Below are 20,258 nucleotides of genomic sequence, written 5' to 3' on the forward strand. Positions count from 1 at the left end.
GTCATCAGAGAGTTGCAAGCATTGCCTTCGCGCGACCGTGCGGTAAGGTTGCCCACGCCATCCTTCGCAGCATGCCGAGGGGCACGCGTGCCGAGTGCGCTGTCCGTCTCGCGCCCTGGTAACTCGGGGTGCCCAATCATAGAGCACTGATTTCGGTCGACTCACTTTCCGTACTCTCCGAGGCCAGCGCGCTAAGGCATGGCGCGACGACGAGCGCGGCGCGCGAGCTGCACGGTGCGAGGGTGGCATTGCGTCACCGAAAACCCCTAAATCCTGACGGCCTTTTACTGCGGTGGACCGACATAAGTCGACTGCTATAGGACGACCTTTAGGCTCCCGAGCCAAACCGAGATGCAGGCTGCCAAAGCAAGATAGAGGCTGAATCCCCCTATCTTCGCCCAAAAGAATCTTCGATTTGCAAACAACTCGCATATTGCCCAGACGGCAAGTGGCATCAGCAACGTAAACATCGGGAGCGCAAACCTATTTTCGACTGCAGACGGGGCAAAGACTGCCGCCCAGCTCAAGGCGTACGTAGCACTTGTGAGCAGAAAAAAACCGCGGATAAGGTGTATCTTGCTGATGTCTTGTATTTTTCGATCAGAGCGCCAATCCGAAAGCATCATAAGCCATCCGCCCAAACCCCAAAAGATCGCCGTATGCGAAAACAAGAAAAGTACGGGACGGTAAAATACCGTGGTGTCATAGATGTAAGTGAATAAATAGTCGAAATCCAGCGCTCCGAAAATATGGAGAAACGCCGTCAGAATACCTTCTCGGGGATGTACAAGAAAATAGCTTTTGGTTCCGTCGGCAAGAGAAGCCCAAGGACTCATGTATGGCAGTGGGTGCCCTTCGCCCTGAATCATGAATGTCCCATACTTCAGATATCGTTGACCGAATGTCAACTGAATTCGCTGTAGGTCTACGGAAGGAAAGAAGGTAGCCTTGTGAAATGTATGCCAGTTGAGGGCGACCTGCGGTGCGACGGATATTAGAAATCCCACCAGAAATAAAACAAAAATGGTCGTTACTTTGAAAGCACGAGCATTCCTTAGATTAAAACTGATGTAGGCCAGAGCAGGCAATACGAACCCAAGGAAATGGATACTCGCGGGCCTCACTATTGTGGAAAAACCGGCTAGCAATCCTATAAGTAGGGAATGCAACACCAAAGCGCGCCAGCGCATGTGCTCGCCGCGCAGAAGCACGGTCGTCGCTACCGCGACCATGGCAAGTAGCACTATGACCGAAAATCCATCCGTGAGGACAATGCTCAAGCTCGGGTAAATCAACAGATTTAAGGTCAGACCAAGCATGAGCAGAGCGCCGATCCTATGGGACACATCAACATAGACGAGCCGAGATAACAGGGCTGCGAACGCTATGTACAGCAAGAACTGCGCAACGAAAATCAAAAGGTTGAAGTTGACGCCCAGATTGATCGAGAGATGTTGGAAGAGCGCCAAAAATGCCGGATATCCGTACGTCCGGAGTTCCGAAAATGGCGTGTTCCCTAGGCCAGAGTCGGCATAGACTTTCGACATTACTGTATAGGAAAGGGAATCACAGCATGGGGGATGCCCGACCTGGTAGATGTAGCATGCCGTCGCGAATCCGATCGCGAGCACCATGGCGAAACAAAGCAAACGCTTGTAAGGCACGGACTGGAGACTCCAAAGTTTGCGGACGCACAAGTGGATATTGATCGAAGCGCAAGAATTTTAGTGACGGCATTATATACATGCCTTGTTAGGGGGCAATGTCGAACAGTTCAAATTGTGGTAACCAATAGAGTATGGAGGCTGCCCGGAACTGCCCCAGGCCTCGCATAAAGTTGTGACCACTCGTCTCGCTTGGACCAAAGTCTCGATCTCGACTGCGTGCTCTCGAGTTACGTCGTCGCTGATCACCGTTGTCCCGAGGCGGTCAGACGTACTTATTTTGGAGACTCTCGTTCTGGGCGTCGGCCATAGTAAGCGGCGCGCGACAAAAGAAATTCAGTTGCATTTCATGTGGTTCCGGAACCGTCCGGACCTCTGCGGAAAGCTGAAGGTTCAGGTAGGAGTGCCGTACCGTACTCACTGCTCAGGAGCGGCTGGAAATTATTTGCTGGCGTACAAAGGGTGTGTCATGCCGGATCGAGCCCCTGAAACCTCGTCTGTGTACGTAACGCGGAAATCTTCACGATTTTGGTCAGCTAACGACCGCCACCGCACCTGTGTGACGGTCGCTACAGAAGGCCTACGGGTCGGCAACCACCGGGGATTGCGTTACACTCCAACGTCTCTCAACGGGTGAAAACGATATCTACTCGAACTCCGGCATCGGCGCGCCAAGAGCGAGCACCGCAAGGATTAGCGATTAGCCGTTTCCACCTTGTGGTTTGCATCAAAAGGTTCAAACGGAGCTGTGAATATCAAAAGGGTGACCAATGCAGGTGGGATTTAAGAGAAATTCGTTTTTAGTGTGGGCTGTTATGCCGGCTATATTCACGGTATTGGTTATCTGGTATCAGTTCGGCTTTTCATTGGGGGCGATGCTTGAAGAATGGGATGTTCTCGCTCTGATCCAGAAGCATCCGGCATTCTGGAGTTCATTTCCGGGCCAATTGCTGTCTGATAAATTTGCAGCCCGTCCACTACAAACTCTTCCTCATTTCGTCGCTAACCTGATCAGTCCCGACTCGTTCGTTGGATTTCACGTAGTGTTAATGATTGCATGCCTCTTGCGCGTGATTGGAGCGGCATCGTTGGGAAATTTTTTGTTCCGTAACAAGGCATACGCGGCTGCGTTCGGCGTACTTTGCTTCGTGTTTCCCGCGGATACTCAGCAGTTCGAATTCAGGACGGTACATATTGTACTTGCAGTCGGAATGATGGTATTTTCCAGCGGATGTACCATCCAGGCCTTGTACGCGGAGACAGCGTGGAAGCGCTGGACGAGTTTGTTATCTGCAGTGATTTTTTCGTGCGTCGCCGTTCTTATTTATGAGCCTGTCATTTCCTTATATAGTCTCACGCCGTTATCTATTTTAGCACGCGAGGGTTTTCGGCGATCGTTTAGGCTGCTATTGCAACGTAAATTAATCATCGGTGCATGGTTAGCGGGCCCGTTCATTAATTCCGTCTACCTGTTCTACGCCATCGTTATTTTTAAGAGCTCGTATCAGGTAAGCGCCTCCAACGGTGGCATGGCAGACGCCGTTGCGCACAATTTTCATTATTTGATGGATTCCGGTGCATACCGCATATTTTATGACGCGTGGGCGTCCACTTGGTGGATTTTGACGGAGCAATTTGCGCACTATCGTTACGCAATGTTCATAGGCGCAGCGTTAGTTGGAAGTCTCATATTACTTACGGAAGGTTCGCGAACTGCGATATCACTCGCGCGAACTGCGCGGTTTTTGATTGCGGGTCTAATTCTGCTAATCGCTGGGTATTTACCTTTCATGGTTGCTGAGTCTCACATGGTGATTAATCAGCGGACATTCATCGCGGTGGCCCCCGGAGCCAGCCTGATAATCATTGCTTTTATCTCGTTTATTTTTCAACGCCAAAACGCCGTAGGCGCGGTTGTCGCCGCAGGCTTCATTTTCATGGGTTTTGTGCAACAGCTTTACCAATTCGATCGTTACACCCGTGACTACACCAACATTGTGTTGCCTTATACGTCGATGCTTGAAGACAAAACCGATCCGGCCAAGCGCGTACATCTCGTATTCGACCGAAGCGGAGTAGGGGGGCATTTAAACGGAATGTATTTTAGCAAAGTCGCTAACGCCGCGTCGGTCAGGCGACGGGAAGATGACGGTCTGTCGATCCTGTGCATGTACGGACAAAGCACGTCGGCATTGCCGCATTCAGCTTGCTCTTTAAAAAACGGAAAATGGATAGTGCGCAGCTTTGACGGAGTAGTGACAGACTATCCCGAAGCTGAAGTCCAGGTCATCACTATTGGCCCGGCGTTCGACTCATCGTACCGGTCACACAGAGCCTCGTGGAAAGACTTCGGTACGTTTGTCGAGGCCAAATCTCTGTTCGCAACGGGAGATCCGCACATTTACCAGTGCGAAGCGGACTCCATGTGGGGCTATTCGGGTTTTTGTCGCGGCGAGGGTTGGTCTGATGGAATATTTGACCATACTCAATTTCAGCATGTGAATTATTTCGTGGCAACGGCGCGGGACAGTTCCCTGATGTTTCCGCTGTCCCCACTAAATAAGCCCTACGTTCTCCGAGCTGCGATTTTCGGCGGTTTCAGACCTGATTTTTTATCGCAAATCAAGCTAACCATTAACGATCACGAAGTGCCGATCAACGTTATTGATGGCCAGTTTCTAGAGGCAGAAATATCTTCTTCTCTTCTCAAGGCCGGGCAAAATGAAATTCGCTTTTTAAATGTTATTTCGCCGAAAGGCCAAACAGCAATGGCGCTTTCAAAAATTATTCTTGCTCCGACAGACAGCCAACAACTACTAACAAAGGCCGCAAAAAATCGCGCCCCGATGATTCGTCTCGATCAATGGCAGTTATTCAACAGTGATGAAATTCGCCCGATGCTGCGATACGGTTTCTCAGCGACAGAAACAAAAGGCACCTGGACGGACGGAAAGTCTGCCGAGATAGCATTTAGACTTCCTATCGGAACAAAAGCGGGAACATTTGTGGCCGAAGCTATCCCTTTTTTCAACGACTCTCACTCCCGCCTCGACGTCGCGATTTCGATCAACGGCCAAAGCGCGTCAAGCAAGATTTTGACTGCGCCCGCAAAACCCGAACAACTAAACGTCCCGTTTACATTGTCAGATAAAGATGCAGACGGTCCGGTAGTTGTAACCATTACTTTTAACCAGACTGCCAAGCCAAGCCCGCAGGACCAAAGGGATCTGGCCCTTTATTTTTTCCGGTTCAAGGTGGCAGAATGACTTTCGCCCCTTACTGCAAAAGCTGAGGGTCAATTTATGCTGGCCTGTGAACGATTCGACTGCATGCCATACGCTACACCATTGGGCGTTGCGGTCGCAGGGAGAAAGGGCGCTAGCATGGGGCGATTACAGACATCCAAATCGCCGACTAGCCAGCCCTCGTTGCATAGAGCAGCTTGTTGCGCCTTGGCTACCAGCCTGAACTAAACCCGCCGTCATCAATTAGGCTTATAAGGTACTTACCATACCCGGACTTCGCCAGAGGCTTAGCGAGCGCTTCGAGTTGCGAAGTGCAGATCCACCGCTGACGCCAGGCGATTTCTTCAGGGCAGGAAATCTTGAAGCCTTGTCGATGCTCGATAGTTGAAATGAAATGGGACGCCTCAAGCATTGAGTCGTGTGTGCCCGTATCCAGCCATGCAAAACCGCGCCCTAATACTTGTACCGCGAGTCGATCCTGCCCGAGGTAGTGGCGGTTAATGTCGGTAATCTCAAGCTCCCCGCGCGCTGAGGGTTTGACCGTTTTAGCGACTTCGACTACATCACCGTCGTAGAAATAGAGTCCGGTGACCGCATAGCGTGATCGCGGTTGTGTCGGCTTTTCTTCAATGCTAATTGCTTTTCCGTCGACGTCGAATTGAACGACGCCGTATCTTTCGGGATCATTCACGCGATAAGCGAAAACACTCGCTGCGTTTTTACGCTGATCAGCGTCCTGAAAAATCACCCTCAAGTTGTGACCGAAGAATATGTTATCACCCAGAATCAGGGCATTAGGGGCGCCATCCAGAAAGCGCTCACCAATAATAAAAGCTTGGGCCAGTCCATCCGGTGACGGCTGAATTGCGTACGAAAGGCGAATCCCCCACTGACTGCCGTCCCCAAGCAATTCTTCAAAACGCGGAGTATCTCGCGGCGTGGAGATAATCAGAATTTCTTTTATCCCCGCGAGCATGAGAGTAGACAAGGGATAATAAATCATCGGCTTGTCGTACACCGGCAGCAACTGCTTCGATACAGCCAGTGTTGCTGGATGCAGCCGGGTTCCTGATCCTCCGGCGAGAATAATGCCTTTGCGGTTCATTGGCCCACCTCGTAGTTACGATCAATCCATTCGCGGTAAGCGCCGCTCTGGACATGCAAGACCCACTGCTTATGTTTGAGATACCACTCAATCGTCTTGCGGATGCCAGTTGCGAACGTTTCCGAAGGCCTCCATCCGAGCTCCGACTCGATCTTGCGCGCGTCGATAGCGTACCGGCGATCATGGCCCGGCCGATCTTTCACAAAACTGATTAGTCGTTCGTAAGGACCGTCGCTGTCGGGTGCGAGTTCATCCAGTAGCCGGCAGATCGTGCGAACCACGTCGATATTCGACATCTCGTTCCAGCCGCCCACGTTATAGGTCTCTCCGACGCGACCTTTCTCGAGAACCGAACGTATAGCGCTGCAATGATCACCTACGAAGAGCCAGTCCCTGACGTTCGCTCCGTCGCCATAAATTGGCAAAGGCTTTCCCGCAAGTGCATTTACTACAACAAGCGGAACAAGTTTCTCTGGGAATTGGAAAGGACCGTAGTTGTTCGAGCAATTGGTTGTGAGAACTGGCATACCAAAGGTGTGGTGCCAAGCTCTCACCAGGTGGTCGCTTGCCGCTTTGCTTGCGGAGTATGGACTGTTTGGTTCAAACGCCTTTGTTTCCGCGAAAGGCGGATCCTCCGGAGCGAGCGATCCATAAACTTCGTCAGTAGAAACGTGAAGAAAACGAAAATCCGATTTTTCCGCGTCGTCTAGTTTGTTCCAGAATAATCGAGCTTCTTCAAGGAGGCTGAAAGTCCCGTTGACATTGGTGGTGATGAATGCGCCGGGGCCGTGAATTGATCGATCCACGTGACTTTCGGCAGCAAAGTGAACCACAGCCCGAGGCTTATATGTGGCGTAGAGTTGGCTCAGCAAAGGACGGTCGTTAATGTCGCCCTTTACAAAAATATGCCTGCTATCACCTTGCAGCGAGACAAGGCTTTCGCGGTTGCCTGCGTAGGTGAGCGCGTCCAAATTAATAACCGGCTCGGCCGACGCTGCCAGCCAATCTAGTACGAAATTGGCGCCGATAAAGCCGGCCGCGCCCGTGACTAACAACATAGATTCCACTCCTCAATTCACCGGATAGCTTGAGCGTTGATTTGGCGCTAATTACCTAAGCTCTGTTGTGCGTCCAAAAATGCATCAGCAGGCGCACCTTACCTTAACCGTTATTTTTCAGACGATTGGTCGTCTCAAGTATTATTTTGCTCATCACGTAGGTTAGCGGCAGCATGCACGCCGTTACAAACAGCGGTGCGTATACGGAACTCAGATGAGCATTCTTGACTAGTAAGCCCAGCAACAAAGCGGATGCACCGTACTGCACCAGATACACGAACGGATACGAGAAAGCGCCTTTCCACGACAGTGGCACCTTGAATACGAAGGTCGCATTAAACCAGTACGCAAAAATAATTCCACTGCAATAAGCAATGAAATATGCGATCTGATAGTGAATGATTCTGCTGAGGCCTAAATAAACAACGTACGTGAAAGCTGTATTCGAAAAGCCGCCAATCAGGAAGCGCACCCACCGGTGCGCTTTATTTTGGAAAAATTCCGATATCACACGTTTTCCTGGTTGCGGGCGATTTTTACGAATTCCGCGTACTCGCCAATATAGTCGCTGGCGTCATAATAATCGGATGTGAATACAAGCAGCACCGCGTCGCGCGAGTACTTGTATTGAGTGCCCCAGGTCATAGGAGGAAGATAAAGCCCTATTTCCGGAGAATCAAGCGATATTTCCTTACGCGAAATGCTGTCATCGACGACCGCCGTGCAACTGCCCTTAACGCAGATAAGAAACTGATGACATCTGAGATGAGCGTGTTCACCTCGTTTCTTCTCTTCCGGCACGTTGAATACAAGAAAATACCGCTTGGGTTGAAACGGGACGTCTTGCAAAAACTCGCCAACGGACAGATCGCCACGAGCATCGCTGAAACGCTTGAATCGGTGCAAGGTAACGTCGCCAACGCCAACGCCAACGCGTGATGACGTCTCTGGATCAGCTGGCAAGTCGGAACGCGTGCTTGAGCTAACAGTAGCGGGATCGGCCCCATCGCCCACAAAGCCGGCCACGCGAGCGGGCGACCCCATGACGATTGCGTAGGGAGGCACCGATTTGGTTACAACCGCGCCCGCGCCCACCATGGCGCCCGTTCCGATGGTGATTCCCGGAAGCAGCACCGCACCTCCGCCAATCGACGCGCCTTTCTCGATCCGCGTTTGAGCGAATGTGTCCGGATACATCTTCGATCTCGGAAACTTGTCGTTCGTAAAGGTAACGTTGGGTCCAATAAACACGTCATCCGCTATGTGAATCCCATCCCAAAGGTAAACGCCTGACTTTACGGTTACTCTGTCGCCGATAACGACGTCATTTTCCACGAGACAATGGGAGCAGAGGTTCACGTCGCTACCGATTTTTGCACCAGGGAGTACCACCACGTACTGCCAGACCCGCGTTCCATCACCTATGGAGAGCGATTTAACATCAGCGGTATCGTGAATGAAGGCGGAATTAGACATTCGTAGCTCCGTCGTTCTGCAATTTCATGGACACAATGGCAAGTGGACGTTGTTTGCTGTTCTCGTAAGCACGCCACGCGTATGTTCCGACTAGCCCTAGCCCCAACAAATTGAGGGCGCCCAGCATCAGCACGACTACCATGGTTGCGGCATATCCAGGCAAGGTTATGACGCCCGCAATGCGGGCTACCAGAATCATCAAACCCAGCAGGATGGAAACGAAGGAGCCGGTCGCCCCAAGCCGTATCAAAAGCCGAATTGGGTAGTCGGTAAAGGCAAAGATGCTGTCCATCATGTAATCGATTTTCTTACGAAGCGTCCATGCTGATACCCCTTCTTGCCTCTGTTGCCGCTCGTAGCCGCACAACTTGCGCCGAAAACCCAGCCAGAAAATAAGCGCAATGAGTGAAGAACGCGATTCCTCAAGTTTAAGCAGTTGGTCCCGGAAAACCCGGTTGCAGCCGAATACGTCAACCCCGCCTTCGGGCATATCGTGAACCACGAGTCGACGGTAAAGATTCCAGAATACGCCCGAAGCCAGGCGGGTATGCAGAGGATCTTTTCGGCTGTCGCGAGTCCCGATAACCACGTCGCACTCGTCTGCGGCGAGCGCGCTGAAGAACGCAATCATGAGTTCCGGAGGCTCCTGGAGATCCGCCGCCATCACGCCAAAGTATTCGCCCCTTGCCGCAGCAAGCCCCGTGCGTATCGCGGGAAACGAGCCGAAGTTGCGCGAATGCACGAGAATCTGCACCGGGAAATCTAGCGTAGCGGACGCGTTCCTTAGCAATTCGAATGAACGGTCGGGGCTGCCATCCACCACGAGCACCGCTTCCATTTCTCCCTTCAATTCCTTGCTCATCGAGCCTAAAGCCTCGACCAGGCGGGGGACCGAAGCCTCGTTCTTGTAGACCGGGATGACCACTGAGAATTTCATGCGCGCCAACCGTTCACGGCAGCAACGACACCGCTGACCTCGGCGTCGGTCATTTCCGGATAGCACGGAAGCGTCAGAATTTCCTGCGCCAACCGGTCCGTATTGGCAAGCTGAACGCCGGAGAAACGCTCTCCGAAGACGGGTTGCCGGTAATCGGGAATTGGGTAATGCACATCAGAGGCAATGTTCAATGTCCGCAAATGCTCGCGCAGCGCATCTCGGTGGGCGGTGCGGACCACATAGAGATGGGCAACATAGTTGAAAGCGCCTTCTTTCGGTAGCGCGATGCCCGCATGTTTGATCTGTGAGCTGTAGTAAGCCGCGATTTCTCGCCGCCGACCATTTGCTTCGTCGAGACCAGGAAGGAACTCAGAAAGAATGGCGGCCTGCATTTCATCGAGGCGGCTATTGCGACCGCCGGCGACCTTGACGGTGTACTTCGATGCCCAGCCATACTGACGCAAAGCCAGAACTTTGTCAGCGAGCTCGTCTTTATTTGTGACCACGGCGCCGCCGTCGCCCAATGCGCCGAGATTCTTGGTCGGATAAAAGCTGAAGCTTGATATGTCGCCAAATGAACCCACTCGCTTCCCGCCGACTGCAGCGCCATGCGCTTGAGCACAATCTTCGATCAAAGGGACGTTGCGAGCGGCACAAAGGGCGGCAATCTCGGCGATCTCAGGAATCGCCAGCCCATAGAGATGAGTGACCACTACGGCCTTGACGCCGGCTTCTATTGCAACGCGAACGTCCGCGAGGGTTGTGACATGAGTATCGATATCTACATCGATGTAGTGGGGCTCAGCACCAATCGCAAGCAGGGCGGTGGTCGTATAGGCACCCGCGTTCGCAACCGTGGCGACCCGATCGCCCGAATCTATGCCCAGCGCTTTCAGGGCAAGCTCAATAGCCTCAGTCCCGTTTGCGACACCCACACAATGGCGCGCACCCAGGTAAGCCGCGAATTGTTGCTCAAATCGCTTGACCTCGGGACCCAACACCAACCAACCGCTCGCGATGACGCGGTCAACGGCGGCCTTGATGCTTTCCTGGTAGACAGCGATCCTGGCCGAGAGATTATTCAGTTGTTGCATTAACGAGTCCCATCGGGAAGTTTCAGGGCCGCCCCATTTGGCGGAGCGAATGGTATTGCGCATTTTATCGCGAACCCGTGGCAGGTTGCCGTGAACGTCAGATCTAATGGATTACCAGTAGGTCTCGACACCCTGCACATGTCAGATCAACCGAGTTCGAAAGGAGGTTGAGACTACATCGAATGGCAAATTGAACAACGTGCATCTGGATAAGTCAGGCGGTTCTCCGGGAGTCGTGTTGCTCCCGGCCCACCTTACTTGACCTCCACGATCTCCACCTTGCGCATGAATACCGCTAGTTTTCGGTCATCGCTGCCGTTACCAAGCTGCTGCGGCGATATCGCCTCGGGGAAATGGAAGTTCACTACGATCTGCCCATTTCCTGCTTTAATTGCCTCAGCGGGAACGCGAATCTGTTCAGCCACGGGGGACCCGTCCGAGAACGTCCAGGTTGCCGCGGAAGCATCGTTCACCGTGACATTGGCCACCTGCTTCGGATGGGCCGCCGTGACGTATGGATTGAGATAGAAAGTGAGCAGCAGGGAATTCGATTCGGCCTTACCAACGTATAAACGCAAGCTCACGTCCTTCCCGTCGGTCCAACGGCCAGTAGGTTCGGAGAATGACCAGTTGTTCAATATCACCTCATCCGGTTTACCGCTCAACCCCAATTCGATGGTCTCGGGAAACGGCGAGTTCAAGCTCCGCACCAGGGACTCGGCGTCGCATGCGGACGTGCATCCGTCCCAGCCTGGTGCAATCACACGGTATCCATCGACTACGCTTTTCAGTCCGCCCGTGTATGCGTCGAGTACTTCGGGCCACAATCCGTCGCGAAGAACAATATAAAGCGTGTCACTCCGGTAGCTGCTTTTCGCGACTGTCTGCCTCATCTCATCCTGAAGCGCGGCCAGCTTTACTGGATCGATGCGCGCGATGCTTCCGCCGTTAATCGGAATGTGGTGTTGGGATGCGTACAGCAAAATCGAACCAACATCTTGCGTATCTTCCGTGGGGTAAATAAGAGCAATGTGTTTGTATTTCTTGGCGGCTTCGTCCCAGAATCCCGCTTTAAGCTGCGACGAATACGGCCGGTTCCAACCTGCCTGAAGTACGTTGGACGCCTTCGTCATGTCGTAAGCCTGAAGCACCAGGATGGCAAAAAGAACGAACGAAACGGCGTGTTTGTCGGTTCTGGTCTGAGAGAAAAGAACCGCGAAGATCGCGAGTTCGATCATATAGACAACAGGCCAGCCAAAGCGGCCCGAGACGCGAAACGTCGACGATACCTTGTGTACCAGACCCGGCAGCCGATAATGGAACAACTCGTACGGTCCGAGCGCAACATGATCGGAAAGGGCATACACCATCAGCAGCACGGCCAGGATCGCAAGCGGGGCGACCACCCGACGATTGATGTCGACCGGTCTGCGTCGTACAGCCAGAATGACCAGCGTAATGACCGCCAACAGCAAAACCCCGGCACCAAGATACGCGAAGCCTTCATAGTCCCCGTTTCGATAAGGATCGGAATAGAACGATGACCAGATCGTCGAGGGATCGAAGAGCGCCAACAGATTCATGCGAAAATAGCCGAATCCCCCCGCGCTGACACCGGTCGAAATGAAATAGCCTGCGAAGGTCATCACCGCACCAAGACAGATGATGGCTACCGCTACCTCGATGGCTAGCTGTCGCGCTGACGCAGTTTTGAGAGCGAAGCGGCGAATTACATCGGTTAGCCAGATGGCGATCACCATCGCAGTGAGATACGCATGGATCAGCGACGCCACGCAAAGCAGAGCTGTCCACAATGTGATCTTGCGCCGGTCATGCATGAATACGCAAAGCGCCGCGAGAATCAGCCAGTGGCCAATAAGGGCTTCATGCCCGGAAAGCCGCCACAGCATGGGCGGCGAGAGGACAAAGAGACCGGTCGCGAACACACGATGCAGGTTGTCGCGCGTAAAACGACTGACCAACTGCCAGGCGAAGACCGCTTGCAGAATGAAGCAGCTCAGTATCCAGAGGCCAAAATATTGAAACTGGGCCGGAAGAAGACTGCTGAATGGCTTGAACAGAAAGGCAAACAGTGGAATGGAGTCGGTGAACACTATCGAACTACTAAGTGTTTCCCCATAGGCCCAACTGCGGCCAAATGGCCACTGAAAAAACGGCGCGGCGCGAAAGAAATTCCAACCGACGTAATGTTGAACCGGATCCCCGTTCGAAACCAGAATCCAATCAAGGTTTGTCGGGATCGCAATTCTCCCTCCGGTAAATGCCCAGAAGAACAAGATTCCAATGATCGCGGGAATACCGAAATCAACCATGGCGCGACTAGATCTGTTCTGTAGGTTTTGTCTTTCCATAACTTCGGTAAGTTTTGCGTAGGGGCTAAGCTTCAGCCGGCCAGGGCCAAAGCCCGGGCCAAAATATCGCAGCTTATCTGCGGGAAAATATCTGCGGGAAAAGCACGCCACTGTACCCGCGGCACTCCTGTTGCGCAAACTGTGCCGCGAGCAAGGGGCAGCGCGCCATGCTTTACAATTACGGCAATATCAAATCGCCGGCCAATGCTGGCTGACCAGGGATCCAATGCAGCTAGTCAGAAATATTCTAGGTAACCATGTTGTACGGATGTTTCTGCGATACGTCGCCGTTGGCGGCGGGACTTTCCTTGTCGATCTTTGCTGCTTTCTACTGTTGGTCAAACAGGCCGGATTTACTCCTGAGGTTGCCCAAGCCTTCAGCCGGACAATAGGAGCCGCAGCCGGATTCTTCGGTCACAAGTATTTTTCGTTCGCGCAGCCGGGAACTGAGCGCTCCGCAGGGCGTTCGTCGTCGGTTCAGGTAGTGGGCTACATATGCATCATGGTTGCGGGCATTGTTCTTTCGCCATTCGTCATCTGGTTCATGCTGCGCATTGTTCAGCCTCATCTGGTCCTGGCAAAGGTCCTCACGGAGGCAGTCATGGTATGCATCAATTTTGTATTGATGAAGGCGCTGTTTAGCGGTCTGTCGAAAAGCCAAACTCACATCTCATGAAAATTCACGCTCGTCCTTTTCTTTCCATCGTCGTTCCCGCGTACAACGAAGCCGAAAATCTTCCGACTGCGGTCGCGACGCTGCTGGCACAGGCGAGCCCGCACTGTGACGCGGTGGAAATTATCGTCGTCAATGACGGGTCGAAAGATGCGACCGCCGCGGTCATGAATACGCTTCAGGCCCAGTACACCCAGCTGCGGTGTATCAACTTCGCACGCAACTTCGGCAAGGAAGCGGCGCTGGAAGCCGGGCTCGAGCACGCAAAAGGTGATGCTGTTCTGTTCATCGACGCCGACTTGCAGCATCCTCCGTCGCTCATGCCGGAAATGATCGAAGCGTGGTGCAAGGGCGCAGATGTCGTCAATGCCAAAAAACGTGATCGCGGTGAAGAGAGTGCGGCATACGGCTTTGCATCGAAGCTGTTCTATCGACTATTTTCGCGCGCAACCGGCGTCGATTTTCGTGGCGCAAGTGACTATAAGTTGATCGACCGCCAGGTCGTCGAGGCGATCAAGCAATGCCGCGAACGAGATCGTTTCTTTCGCGGCCTGGTGGCATGGGTCGGATTTCGCCAGGTCGATGTTCTATTCGATGTTCAACCCCGCGTTGCCGGCGAGTCGACATGGTCAACGTATGGACTGATTCGCTATTCGATTAGCAATCTCCTGGCGTTTTCGTCGCTGCCGCTGACGTTTATCGCCATCGCTGGATTGGTGATGTCGCTAGTGAGCGTGGTCCTTTGCGCTGAGACGCTCCTACGTTATCTGCTGGGCGCGTCGCTGAGTGGATTCACAACAGTGATCATCTCCCAGACCGCGTTTAGCGCAGTCATCTTACTGGCAGTCGGGGTGCTCGCGATCTACGTAGGCCGTATGTACGATGAGCAGAAGGGCCGCCCCTTGTACATCGTGCGGCAGGATTCTGTGCGTGACAGGGAGGGCTCTCGCGCTCAGGTTTCCGAACAAACGCACAGCCCGGCGCAAGCGATCGAACCAGACTAAATCCTGTTGTGTGATGATCCTTCACGACGCAGGATAGGGCGCGCGGGCGCTCAAATGATCGAGCCCTTTCTGTTGCCGCCAGACTTTGCTATTTGCCAGTAAGCCGGCGATACAGGTCGACGTACTTATCGACCATCCGGTCGGCGGTGAACAGAGATTGGAAGCGCGATTCGGCGGCTTTCCCGAGCGTACGGGCAAGCTCCTCGTCGTTCCACAACTTCTCCATCGCCTCTTTCAAAGCCCCCGGATCACTAGCCGGCACCACCAGCCCCGTCTCTCCATCCACGTTCACATACGAAGTACCGGTGCCGATCTCTGTCGATATCATTGCTTTTCCGAACATCGCCGCTTCCAGCAACGAGATCCCGAACGCCTCGGACCGCAAATGCGATGGAAACGTCAGTGCGTGACAGAGCGTGAGCAGGGCGATCTTGTCGTCGTCCCCGACCGGCCCGACAAAATCCACGTTGCTTAATTTCAACCGTTCGGCTTGCGCCCGCAGCTCCCGTTCGACCGGCCCCGAACCAATGATCACCGCCCGGAATTCCGTCCCTTGAAGCGCATCGAGCAGGATATGCAGACCCTTGTAATACCGGAGATTCCCCACAAACAGAAAAAACTTCGGCCCGGCGCGCTCGCGCCAGTACCGTAACTTTTCCGCCGTGGGCGTGGCGTACGACCCCTCGTCCAGCCCGATCGGAATCACTTCGACCTTATCGCGATATCGCTGCAACACCTCGCTCGTCGCCAGATAATTGGGCGACGTTGCCACGATCTTGTCGACGCTTGCGAGAAACCGGTTGCGCAGCGGCTTATAGAACTGGAGCAACACTTTCTGCCGCACGATATCCGAGTGATACGTCACGACAGACGGTTTATGCATGCGCGTTGCGAAATGCACGACGTCGGCAAACGGCCATGGGAAATGGTAGTGAATTAGATCGGCGTGTTCGGCGTGTTCGCGGAACCGCCCAAACGCCGAAAGCGAAAAGCCCGACGACGCAATTTCCAGGTCCATCTTCGCGCGATGATGCACATGGTCCTCGAAGTCCACGGTGCTTGTGTCGTGGCTCACCGTGAGCACTTCACTCGTCACACCACGGAGGGCCGCGCCGGAGCAGATCTGGCTGATCAGTTCCTGAACGCCGCCCATAGTGTCGGGCTTATAAGTTTTATAGAAATGTAAAACGCGCATAGATCCTGTTGATGGTGCTGGGCGGGAGTCGCCTGGTCGCGACGAAGCGAGCGACGCCGCTGTCGCGAAGCCAGCATTAACCAAGCACCGCCGCTTTTGGGTGTGTCAAGCAGCAGCGGCTAACCCAATCGCGCAAAAGACAATCAGGCCGGCACGCGCCCATAAACGTCTTCGAAGCGAACAATATCGTCCTCGCCGAGATACTCGCCACATTGCACTTCGATCAACACAAGATCCATCACGCCCGGGTTGATGAGACGGTGCTTGTGTCCCGCGGGAATGTAGGTGGACTCGTTCGGCTGAAGCGAGATGACCTGCTCGCCGTTGACAATGTCTGCGCAACCGCTGACCACGATCCAGTGCTCGCTGCGATGATGGTGCATCTGCAACGAAAGCTGCGCGTTCGGCTTCACCACAATGCGCTTCATCTTGAAGCGATCGCCTTCCTCGAGCACCGTGTACGTGCCCCACGGACGATGTACGGTCCGGTGCAACCGGTACGCATCGTGATTGACCTTCTTGAGCTTGGCGACGATCTGCTTCACGTCCTGCGCGCGCTCACGCGTGGCAATCAGCAGCGCGTCGGCGGTATCCACCACGATCAGGTCCTGCACGCCCACGGCACCAATCATTCGGCCGTCTTCGCTGCGGATAAAGCAGTTGTCGACCTCGTACAGCTCGGCTTCACCATGAATGCGGTTACCACGCGCGTCGGGTGCGGTCAGTTCGCTGATGGACAGCCACGAACCAATGTCGCTCCAGCCCATCTCGCACGGCACCACATTGACGTTGTCCGAGCGCTCCATCACGGCATAGTCGATGGAAATGTCTTCAGCACGAGCGAATTGCGCGCCATCGAGTTCGACGGTGTAACCATCCTTCGAGGTACTGCGCTTTGCATCGATAACAGCGGCAATAGCCGGCTCCAGGACGGTCGGCGCGTACTTCCCGAGTTCCGCAAGCATGGTCTCGGCGGTGAAGCAGAACATGCCTCCGTTCCACAAATGCCGGCCGCCGGCCACGAGTTCTTCGGCCACTGACAGCTGCGGCTTTTCAACGAAGCGCACGACTTTATGCACGGCATCCGCGCCCGGCAGCGGCTTGCTTTCGAATTCGATGTAACCGTAGCCCGTTTCCGGCTTGGTCGGCCGAATGCCGAACGTGATAATCCGGCCTTCCTGCGCCGCACGCGCGGCGTGCTGGACAGCAACGCCGAAAGCGACTTCGTCTTCCACGAGATGGTCGGCGGGCATCACGAGCATGATCGCGTCAGCGCCATGCTGCTGGCGCACGACTTCCGCCGCCACGGCGATAGCCGCCGCGGTATTGCGCGCAGACGGTTCCAGGATGAAGCCAAGCTGGCTGATGTTGGAGTCGGCTTCGACGCACTCGTCTTTCGTCAGGAAATACGTCTCGCGATTCGTAACGATGACCACTTCGTCGACATTCGCCACATGCGACGCGCGTAAAAATGTCTTTTGCAGCAAGCTCTGCCCATCGGCCAGTTTCAACAGCGGCTTAGGGAAGGCTTCGCGGGACACCGGCCACAGGCGGGTGCCCGCGCCCCCACAAATAATGACGGGAATGATGTTCATTGAACGGCTCGAAAATGACTGAATTTGGGCAGCGAAGCCGCGATTTTAGCGGATTTCGAGACGCGGGTACCCTGTTTCGGAACATCTCGTTACCGATGTTGCAGCAAACGAACCCGCCGCGGCTCGCCTCGAGACGAGGGTTTTGTTATCGTCTAGAGGTCGCTTCTGTCGCTTGCTGCACAAGCTTTGAAAAGGGGCGATGTGTTAAATTCCGTGGCTGCGGCCGAGGTTCGTAAAGCACGCCTTGCCGCTGCACAGACAGCAGCTTCAGCAGGAAAATCTGTCCAATCGATCAGGAAAATAGGATAGATATATCGTGTGCGTCCATGTCATCGGGACTGAGGAGTTTTCCGTTTGACGGACATGAGCGGGGCGAGCACGTGTCCGTTAAGGCCATGTCTACTGCGGCTTTCGCTAAAGCAGCTTCATCCCGGCGGTAAGAGCCGGACCATATTCGAATGCAAGGTCGATGACGCGCTATTTCGCCATCGAGAACTTCGTTTTGCTTTTTGTTTGTTCACTACACCAACTAAACGCTAACGCATGAAACTGCTCTTCGATCTCAACTCACTTCGTCCACCTAGGAGCGGCGTCGGCTATTACACGCAGCATCTGCTGGAAGGGTTGCGCGATGAGCCGGATGTGCAGGCGCTGGCGGGCTGGGTGGGCGCGGAGCGTTTCGAAGGCGAGCGTCTGCTTGCGCTGATCAACCAGGACGTCGCGTTGCGCAAGGGCGTGCAGTTCACCGACGGTATCGCGGCGAAGGTGCTGCAGAAGGCCCGCAGCGTTCCAGGGCTGTATCGCGGCAGGACGATCGTACGGGCGGTCAAGTCGCGTGAAGTGCGCGCGGAGTTCGCCCGGAAAGGCTATATCTACCATGAGACCAACTTCGTGGCGTCGCGCTATAAAGGTCCGATGGTAGTGACCATTCACGATCTGTCGCACAGGCGGCATCCGGAATTTCATCCGCGAGTTGCTGTGGAATATCTCGACCGCGAGATACCGAAGACGCTGCGGCAAGCGCAAGTTGTGGTTGCCGACAGTCATCACACGAAGAACGATATCGTCGATATTTACGGCGTACCTGAGTCGAAGGTCGTCACCATTCATTTGGGCGTGGAAGCGGCATTTCAGCCTTATTCAGCGGAATCGTGCGCCGAGGCGCTCGCTGATCTCGGCTTGAAGTATCGCGGCTTCGTGCTGTCCGTTTGCACACTGCAGCCCCGCAAAAACCTGCAACGGCTGGTCGAAGCGTTTGCACGGCTGCCCGCGGAGATGCGCAGCGCTTTTCCGCTCGTGCTGATCGGCGCGGATGGATGGAAGAATTCCGCGCTGATGCGCGTGATTGAACCGCTGGCGCGTGATGGCCAAGCCGTAGTGCCCGGATACGTGCCACGGGAAAATCTACTGAAGCTATATGCATCAGCGGCATTATTTGCCTATCCGTCGTTATTCGAGGGATTTGGTTTGCCCGTCGCCGAAGCCATGGCGAGCGGGGTGCCTGTGCTGACATCGAACCTGACTTCGTTGCCGGAAGTGTCAGCAGGGGCAACGTGGGAGGTGGATCCGTATTCAATCGATGACATCGCGGCTGGCATGGAGCGCCTGCTCGGCGATCCGACTTTGCGCGACGAACTCATCGCCAAGGGTTTGCTGCGCGCCGCCGATCTGACCTGGGAGTCGACGGTCGCCCAGACGTGCGCGGTGTATCGCGGATTGTCGGCATGATGCTGCGGAGATCGCTGTCATGCGAGTAATCGTCACCGGGGCCAACGGTTTTGTGGGGCGCGCGACCTGCGCAGCACTCTGCGATGCGGGTCACGAGGTGACCGCGCTCGTACGCCGGCCGGGCGGCTGTGGGCCACGCGTGCACGAACAAGTGATCGCCGACGATAACTTCGCAAGTCTCACCCCTTTGCCCGCTGCCGACGTACTCATTCATCTTGCCGCGCGGGTCCATGTGATGAAGGACAATGCCCGTGATCCTCTTGGCGAATATCGCACGGTCAATGTGGAAGGCTCGCTGAACGTGGCGCGCGCGGCATTGCGCGCGGGCGTGAAGCGACTGGTTTATATCAGCAGCATCAAGGCGTTGGGCGAGGCGGAGCCGGGCCGGCCGTGGCGCGAAGATGATCCGCCAGCCCCCGCAGATCCTTACGGGATCACGAAGCTCGAGGCTGAACGGAGGCTTGCGGGCTTCGGACGAGAGCAGGGTGTTGAGATTGTGGTGGTGCGCCCACCGCTGGTCTACGGTCCGGGCGTACGGGCTAACTTTGAACAACTGATGCGAGCGGTGGAGCGTGGTATTCCTTTGCCGCTCGGGGCTGTTGATGCGCGTCGCAGCATGGTCTATGTGGGCAATCTTGCCGATGCCATCCGTCTCTTGGCAACGCGCTCCGAGCTGACGAACGGCGTGTTTCACGTCACCGATGGCGACGATCTCAGCGTCGCGCAGATGATTCGGGCGTTAGCCAAAGCCTTTAATAAACCCGCACGGTTGCTGCCCGTACCCGTTTCATGGTTGCGTGCGGTGGGCGCGCTGACGGGGCGCACGGCCCAGGTCGACCGGCTGACAAGTCCGCTGCGCATGGACAGCACGCGCCTGCGGATTGATCTCGGATGGACCCCGCCCACAACCGTGGCCGATAGTCTGGCCCGGACGGTGCGTGCCTTTCGGGAGGCGCGTGGGTGATATCGCTGACGCCAATATCCATGCTCGTATTCTTCGCGGCTGGAATCGCATGCGTGGTGAGTGTGGGCATCTTGCTCTTGCTGTTGCGTACGGGCTGGGCCTGGGACATAGCAGTTGATGTCCCAAACCACCGGTCGCTGCATGTGCG

Annotated in this window: 15 protein-coding genes; 5 read left to right on the forward strand and 10 right to left on the reverse strand. The window is 54.8% G+C overall.

The window, feature by feature from the left end:
* Positions 1-314: 314 nt before the first annotated feature.
* Positions 315-1,664, reverse strand: a complete 1,350-nt coding sequence (locus tag ACSQ83_RS33660) for a hypothetical protein (RefSeq protein ID WP_436231078.1) — start codon at positions 1,662-1,664, stop codon at positions 315-317.
* 770 nt (positions 1,665-2,434) lie between these two features.
* On the opposite strand from ACSQ83_RS33660, the gene ACSQ83_RS33665 reads away from it, so the two are divergent.
* On the forward strand, positions 2,435-4,930 hold the full coding sequence (locus ACSQ83_RS33665) for a hypothetical protein (protein ID WP_436231079.1): 2,496 nt from the start codon (positions 2,435-2,437) through the stop codon (positions 4,928-4,930).
* Between the two features lie 190 nt (positions 4,931-5,120).
* On the opposite strand, the gene rfbA is transcribed toward ACSQ83_RS33665, so the two are convergent.
* The 7 genes from rfbA to ACSQ83_RS33700 all read right to left on the reverse strand — a co-directional run bounded on the left by rfbA (position 5,121) and on the right by ACSQ83_RS33700 (position 12,912).
* Entirely contained in the window at positions 5,121-6,014 is an 894-nt protein-coding gene (gene rfbA, locus ACSQ83_RS33670) for a glucose-1-phosphate thymidylyltransferase RfbA (RefSeq protein WP_436231080.1), read from the reverse strand.
* Positions 6,011-7,072: a dTDP-glucose 4,6-dehydratase gene (rfbB, locus tag ACSQ83_RS33675; RefSeq protein WP_436231081.1), complete on the reverse strand. Its 1,062-nt coding sequence runs from the start codon at positions 7,070-7,072 to the stop codon at positions 6,011-6,013. The genes rfbA and rfbB overlap by 4 nt, the downstream gene beginning before the upstream one ends.
* A gap of 103 nt (positions 7,073-7,175) precedes the next feature.
* Entirely contained in the window at positions 7,176-7,583 is a 408-nt protein-coding gene (locus tag ACSQ83_RS33680) for a GtrA family protein (protein ID WP_436231082.1), read from the reverse strand.
* On the reverse strand, positions 7,580-8,548 hold the full coding sequence (locus ACSQ83_RS33685; RefSeq protein WP_436231083.1) for a WxcM-like domain-containing protein: 969 nt from the start codon (positions 8,546-8,548) through the stop codon (positions 7,580-7,582). Before ACSQ83_RS33685 ends, ACSQ83_RS33680 begins: the two co-directional genes overlap by 4 nt.
* Positions 8,541-9,473, reverse strand: a complete 933-nt coding sequence (locus ACSQ83_RS33690; RefSeq protein ID WP_436231084.1) for a glycosyltransferase family 2 protein — start codon at positions 9,471-9,473, stop codon at positions 8,541-8,543. The genes ACSQ83_RS33685 and ACSQ83_RS33690 overlap by 8 nt, the downstream gene beginning before the upstream one ends.
* Before the next feature lie 8 nt (positions 9,474-9,481).
* Positions 9,482-10,579: a DegT/DnrJ/EryC1/StrS family aminotransferase gene (locus ACSQ83_RS33695; protein ID WP_436231085.1), complete on the reverse strand. Its 1,098-nt coding sequence runs from the start codon at positions 10,577-10,579 to the stop codon at positions 9,482-9,484.
* A gap of 254 nt (positions 10,580-10,833) precedes the next feature.
* Positions 10,834-12,912: a DUF6311 domain-containing protein gene (locus ACSQ83_RS33700; RefSeq protein WP_436231086.1), complete on the reverse strand. Its 2,079-nt coding sequence runs from the start codon at positions 12,910-12,912 to the stop codon at positions 10,834-10,836.
* Between the two features lie 169 nt (positions 12,913-13,081).
* Between ACSQ83_RS33700 and ACSQ83_RS33705 the strand changes: the two genes are divergently transcribed.
* On the forward strand, positions 13,082-13,627 hold the full coding sequence (locus tag ACSQ83_RS33705; protein WP_436231087.1) for a GtrA family protein: 546 nt from the start codon (positions 13,082-13,084) through the stop codon (positions 13,625-13,627).
* Positions 13,624-14,628 carry a glycosyltransferase family 2 protein gene (locus tag ACSQ83_RS33710; RefSeq protein ID WP_436231088.1) on the forward strand — a complete coding sequence of 335 codons (1,005 nt, stop codon included), beginning with the start codon at positions 13,624-13,626 and terminating at the stop codon, positions 14,626-14,628. Before ACSQ83_RS33705 ends, ACSQ83_RS33710 begins: the two co-directional genes overlap by 4 nt.
* 88 nt (positions 14,629-14,716) lie before the next feature.
* Here the strand turns inward: ACSQ83_RS33710 and ACSQ83_RS33715 are convergent, their stop codons facing one another.
* On the reverse strand, positions 14,717-15,823 hold the full coding sequence (locus tag ACSQ83_RS33715; protein ID WP_436231089.1) for a glycosyltransferase family 4 protein: 1,107 nt from the start codon (positions 15,821-15,823) through the stop codon (positions 14,717-14,719).
* A gap of 143 nt (positions 15,824-15,966) precedes the next feature.
* Positions 15,967-17,418 carry a mannose-1-phosphate guanylyltransferase/mannose-6-phosphate isomerase gene (locus ACSQ83_RS33720; RefSeq protein ID WP_436231090.1) on the reverse strand — a complete coding sequence of 484 codons (1,452 nt, stop codon included), beginning with the start codon at positions 17,416-17,418 and terminating at the stop codon, positions 15,967-15,969.
* A 543-nt stretch (positions 17,419-17,961) separates the two neighbouring features.
* Here ACSQ83_RS33720 and ACSQ83_RS33725 point away from each other — a divergent pair.
* Both ACSQ83_RS33725 and ACSQ83_RS33730 read left to right on the forward strand, forming a co-directional pair.
* Positions 17,962-19,146, forward strand: coding sequence for a glycosyltransferase family 4 protein (locus ACSQ83_RS33725; protein ID WP_436231091.1), 1,185 nt, complete (start codon positions 17,962-17,964; stop codon positions 19,144-19,146).
* A gap of 19 nt (positions 19,147-19,165) precedes the next feature.
* The gene (locus ACSQ83_RS33730) at positions 19,166-20,110 is read left to right on the forward strand and encodes a UDP-glucose 4-epimerase family protein (protein WP_436231092.1); all 945 of its coding nucleotides are present in this window, start codon (positions 19,166-19,168) and stop codon (positions 20,108-20,110) included.
* Positions 20,111-20,258 lie beyond the last annotated feature (148 nt).

It is taken from the genome of Caballeronia sp. LjRoot29, from assembly GCF_964252755.1.
In the GTDB taxonomy this organism is placed as follows: Bacteria; Pseudomonadota; Gammaproteobacteria; order Burkholderiales; family Burkholderiaceae; genus Caballeronia.

Coding starts and splice junctions, on each gene's coding strand:
- ACSQ83_RS33695 (WP_436231085.1), bottom strand. CDS start 10,579: ATGCAACAACTGAATAATCTCTCGGCCAGGATCGCTGTCTACCAGGAA.
- ACSQ83_RS33685 (WP_436231083.1), bottom strand. CDS start 8,548: ATGTCTAATTCCGCCTTCATTCACGATACCGCTGATGTTAAATCGCTC.
- ACSQ83_RS33700 (WP_436231086.1), bottom strand. CDS start 12,912: ATGGTTGATTTCGGTATTCCCGCGATCATTGGAATCTTGTTCTTCTGG.
- rfbA (WP_436231080.1), bottom strand. CDS start 6,014: ATGAACCGCAAAGGCATTATTCTCGCCGGAGGATCAGGAACCCGGCTG.
- ACSQ83_RS33730 (WP_436231092.1), top strand. CDS start 19,166: ATGCGAGTAATCGTCACCGGGGCCAACGGTTTTGTGGGGCGCGCGACC.
- ACSQ83_RS33725 (WP_436231091.1), top strand. CDS start 17,962: ATGAAACTGCTCTTCGATCTCAACTCACTTCGTCCACCTAGGAGCGGC.
- ACSQ83_RS33715 (WP_436231089.1), bottom strand. CDS start 15,823: ATGCGCGTTTTACATTTCTATAAAACTTATAAGCCCGACACTATGGGC.
- ACSQ83_RS33710 (WP_436231088.1), top strand. CDS start 13,624: ATGAAAATTCACGCTCGTCCTTTTCTTTCCATCGTCGTTCCCGCGTAC.
- ACSQ83_RS33665 (WP_436231079.1), top strand. CDS start 2,435: ATGCAGGTGGGATTTAAGAGAAATTCGTTTTTAGTGTGGGCTGTTATG.
- ACSQ83_RS33720 (WP_436231090.1), bottom strand. CDS start 17,418: ATGAACATCATTCCCGTCATTATTTGTGGGGGCGCGGGCACCCGCCTG.
- rfbB (WP_436231081.1), bottom strand. CDS start 7,072: ATGTTGTTAGTCACGGGCGCGGCCGGCTTTATCGGCGCCAATTTCGTA.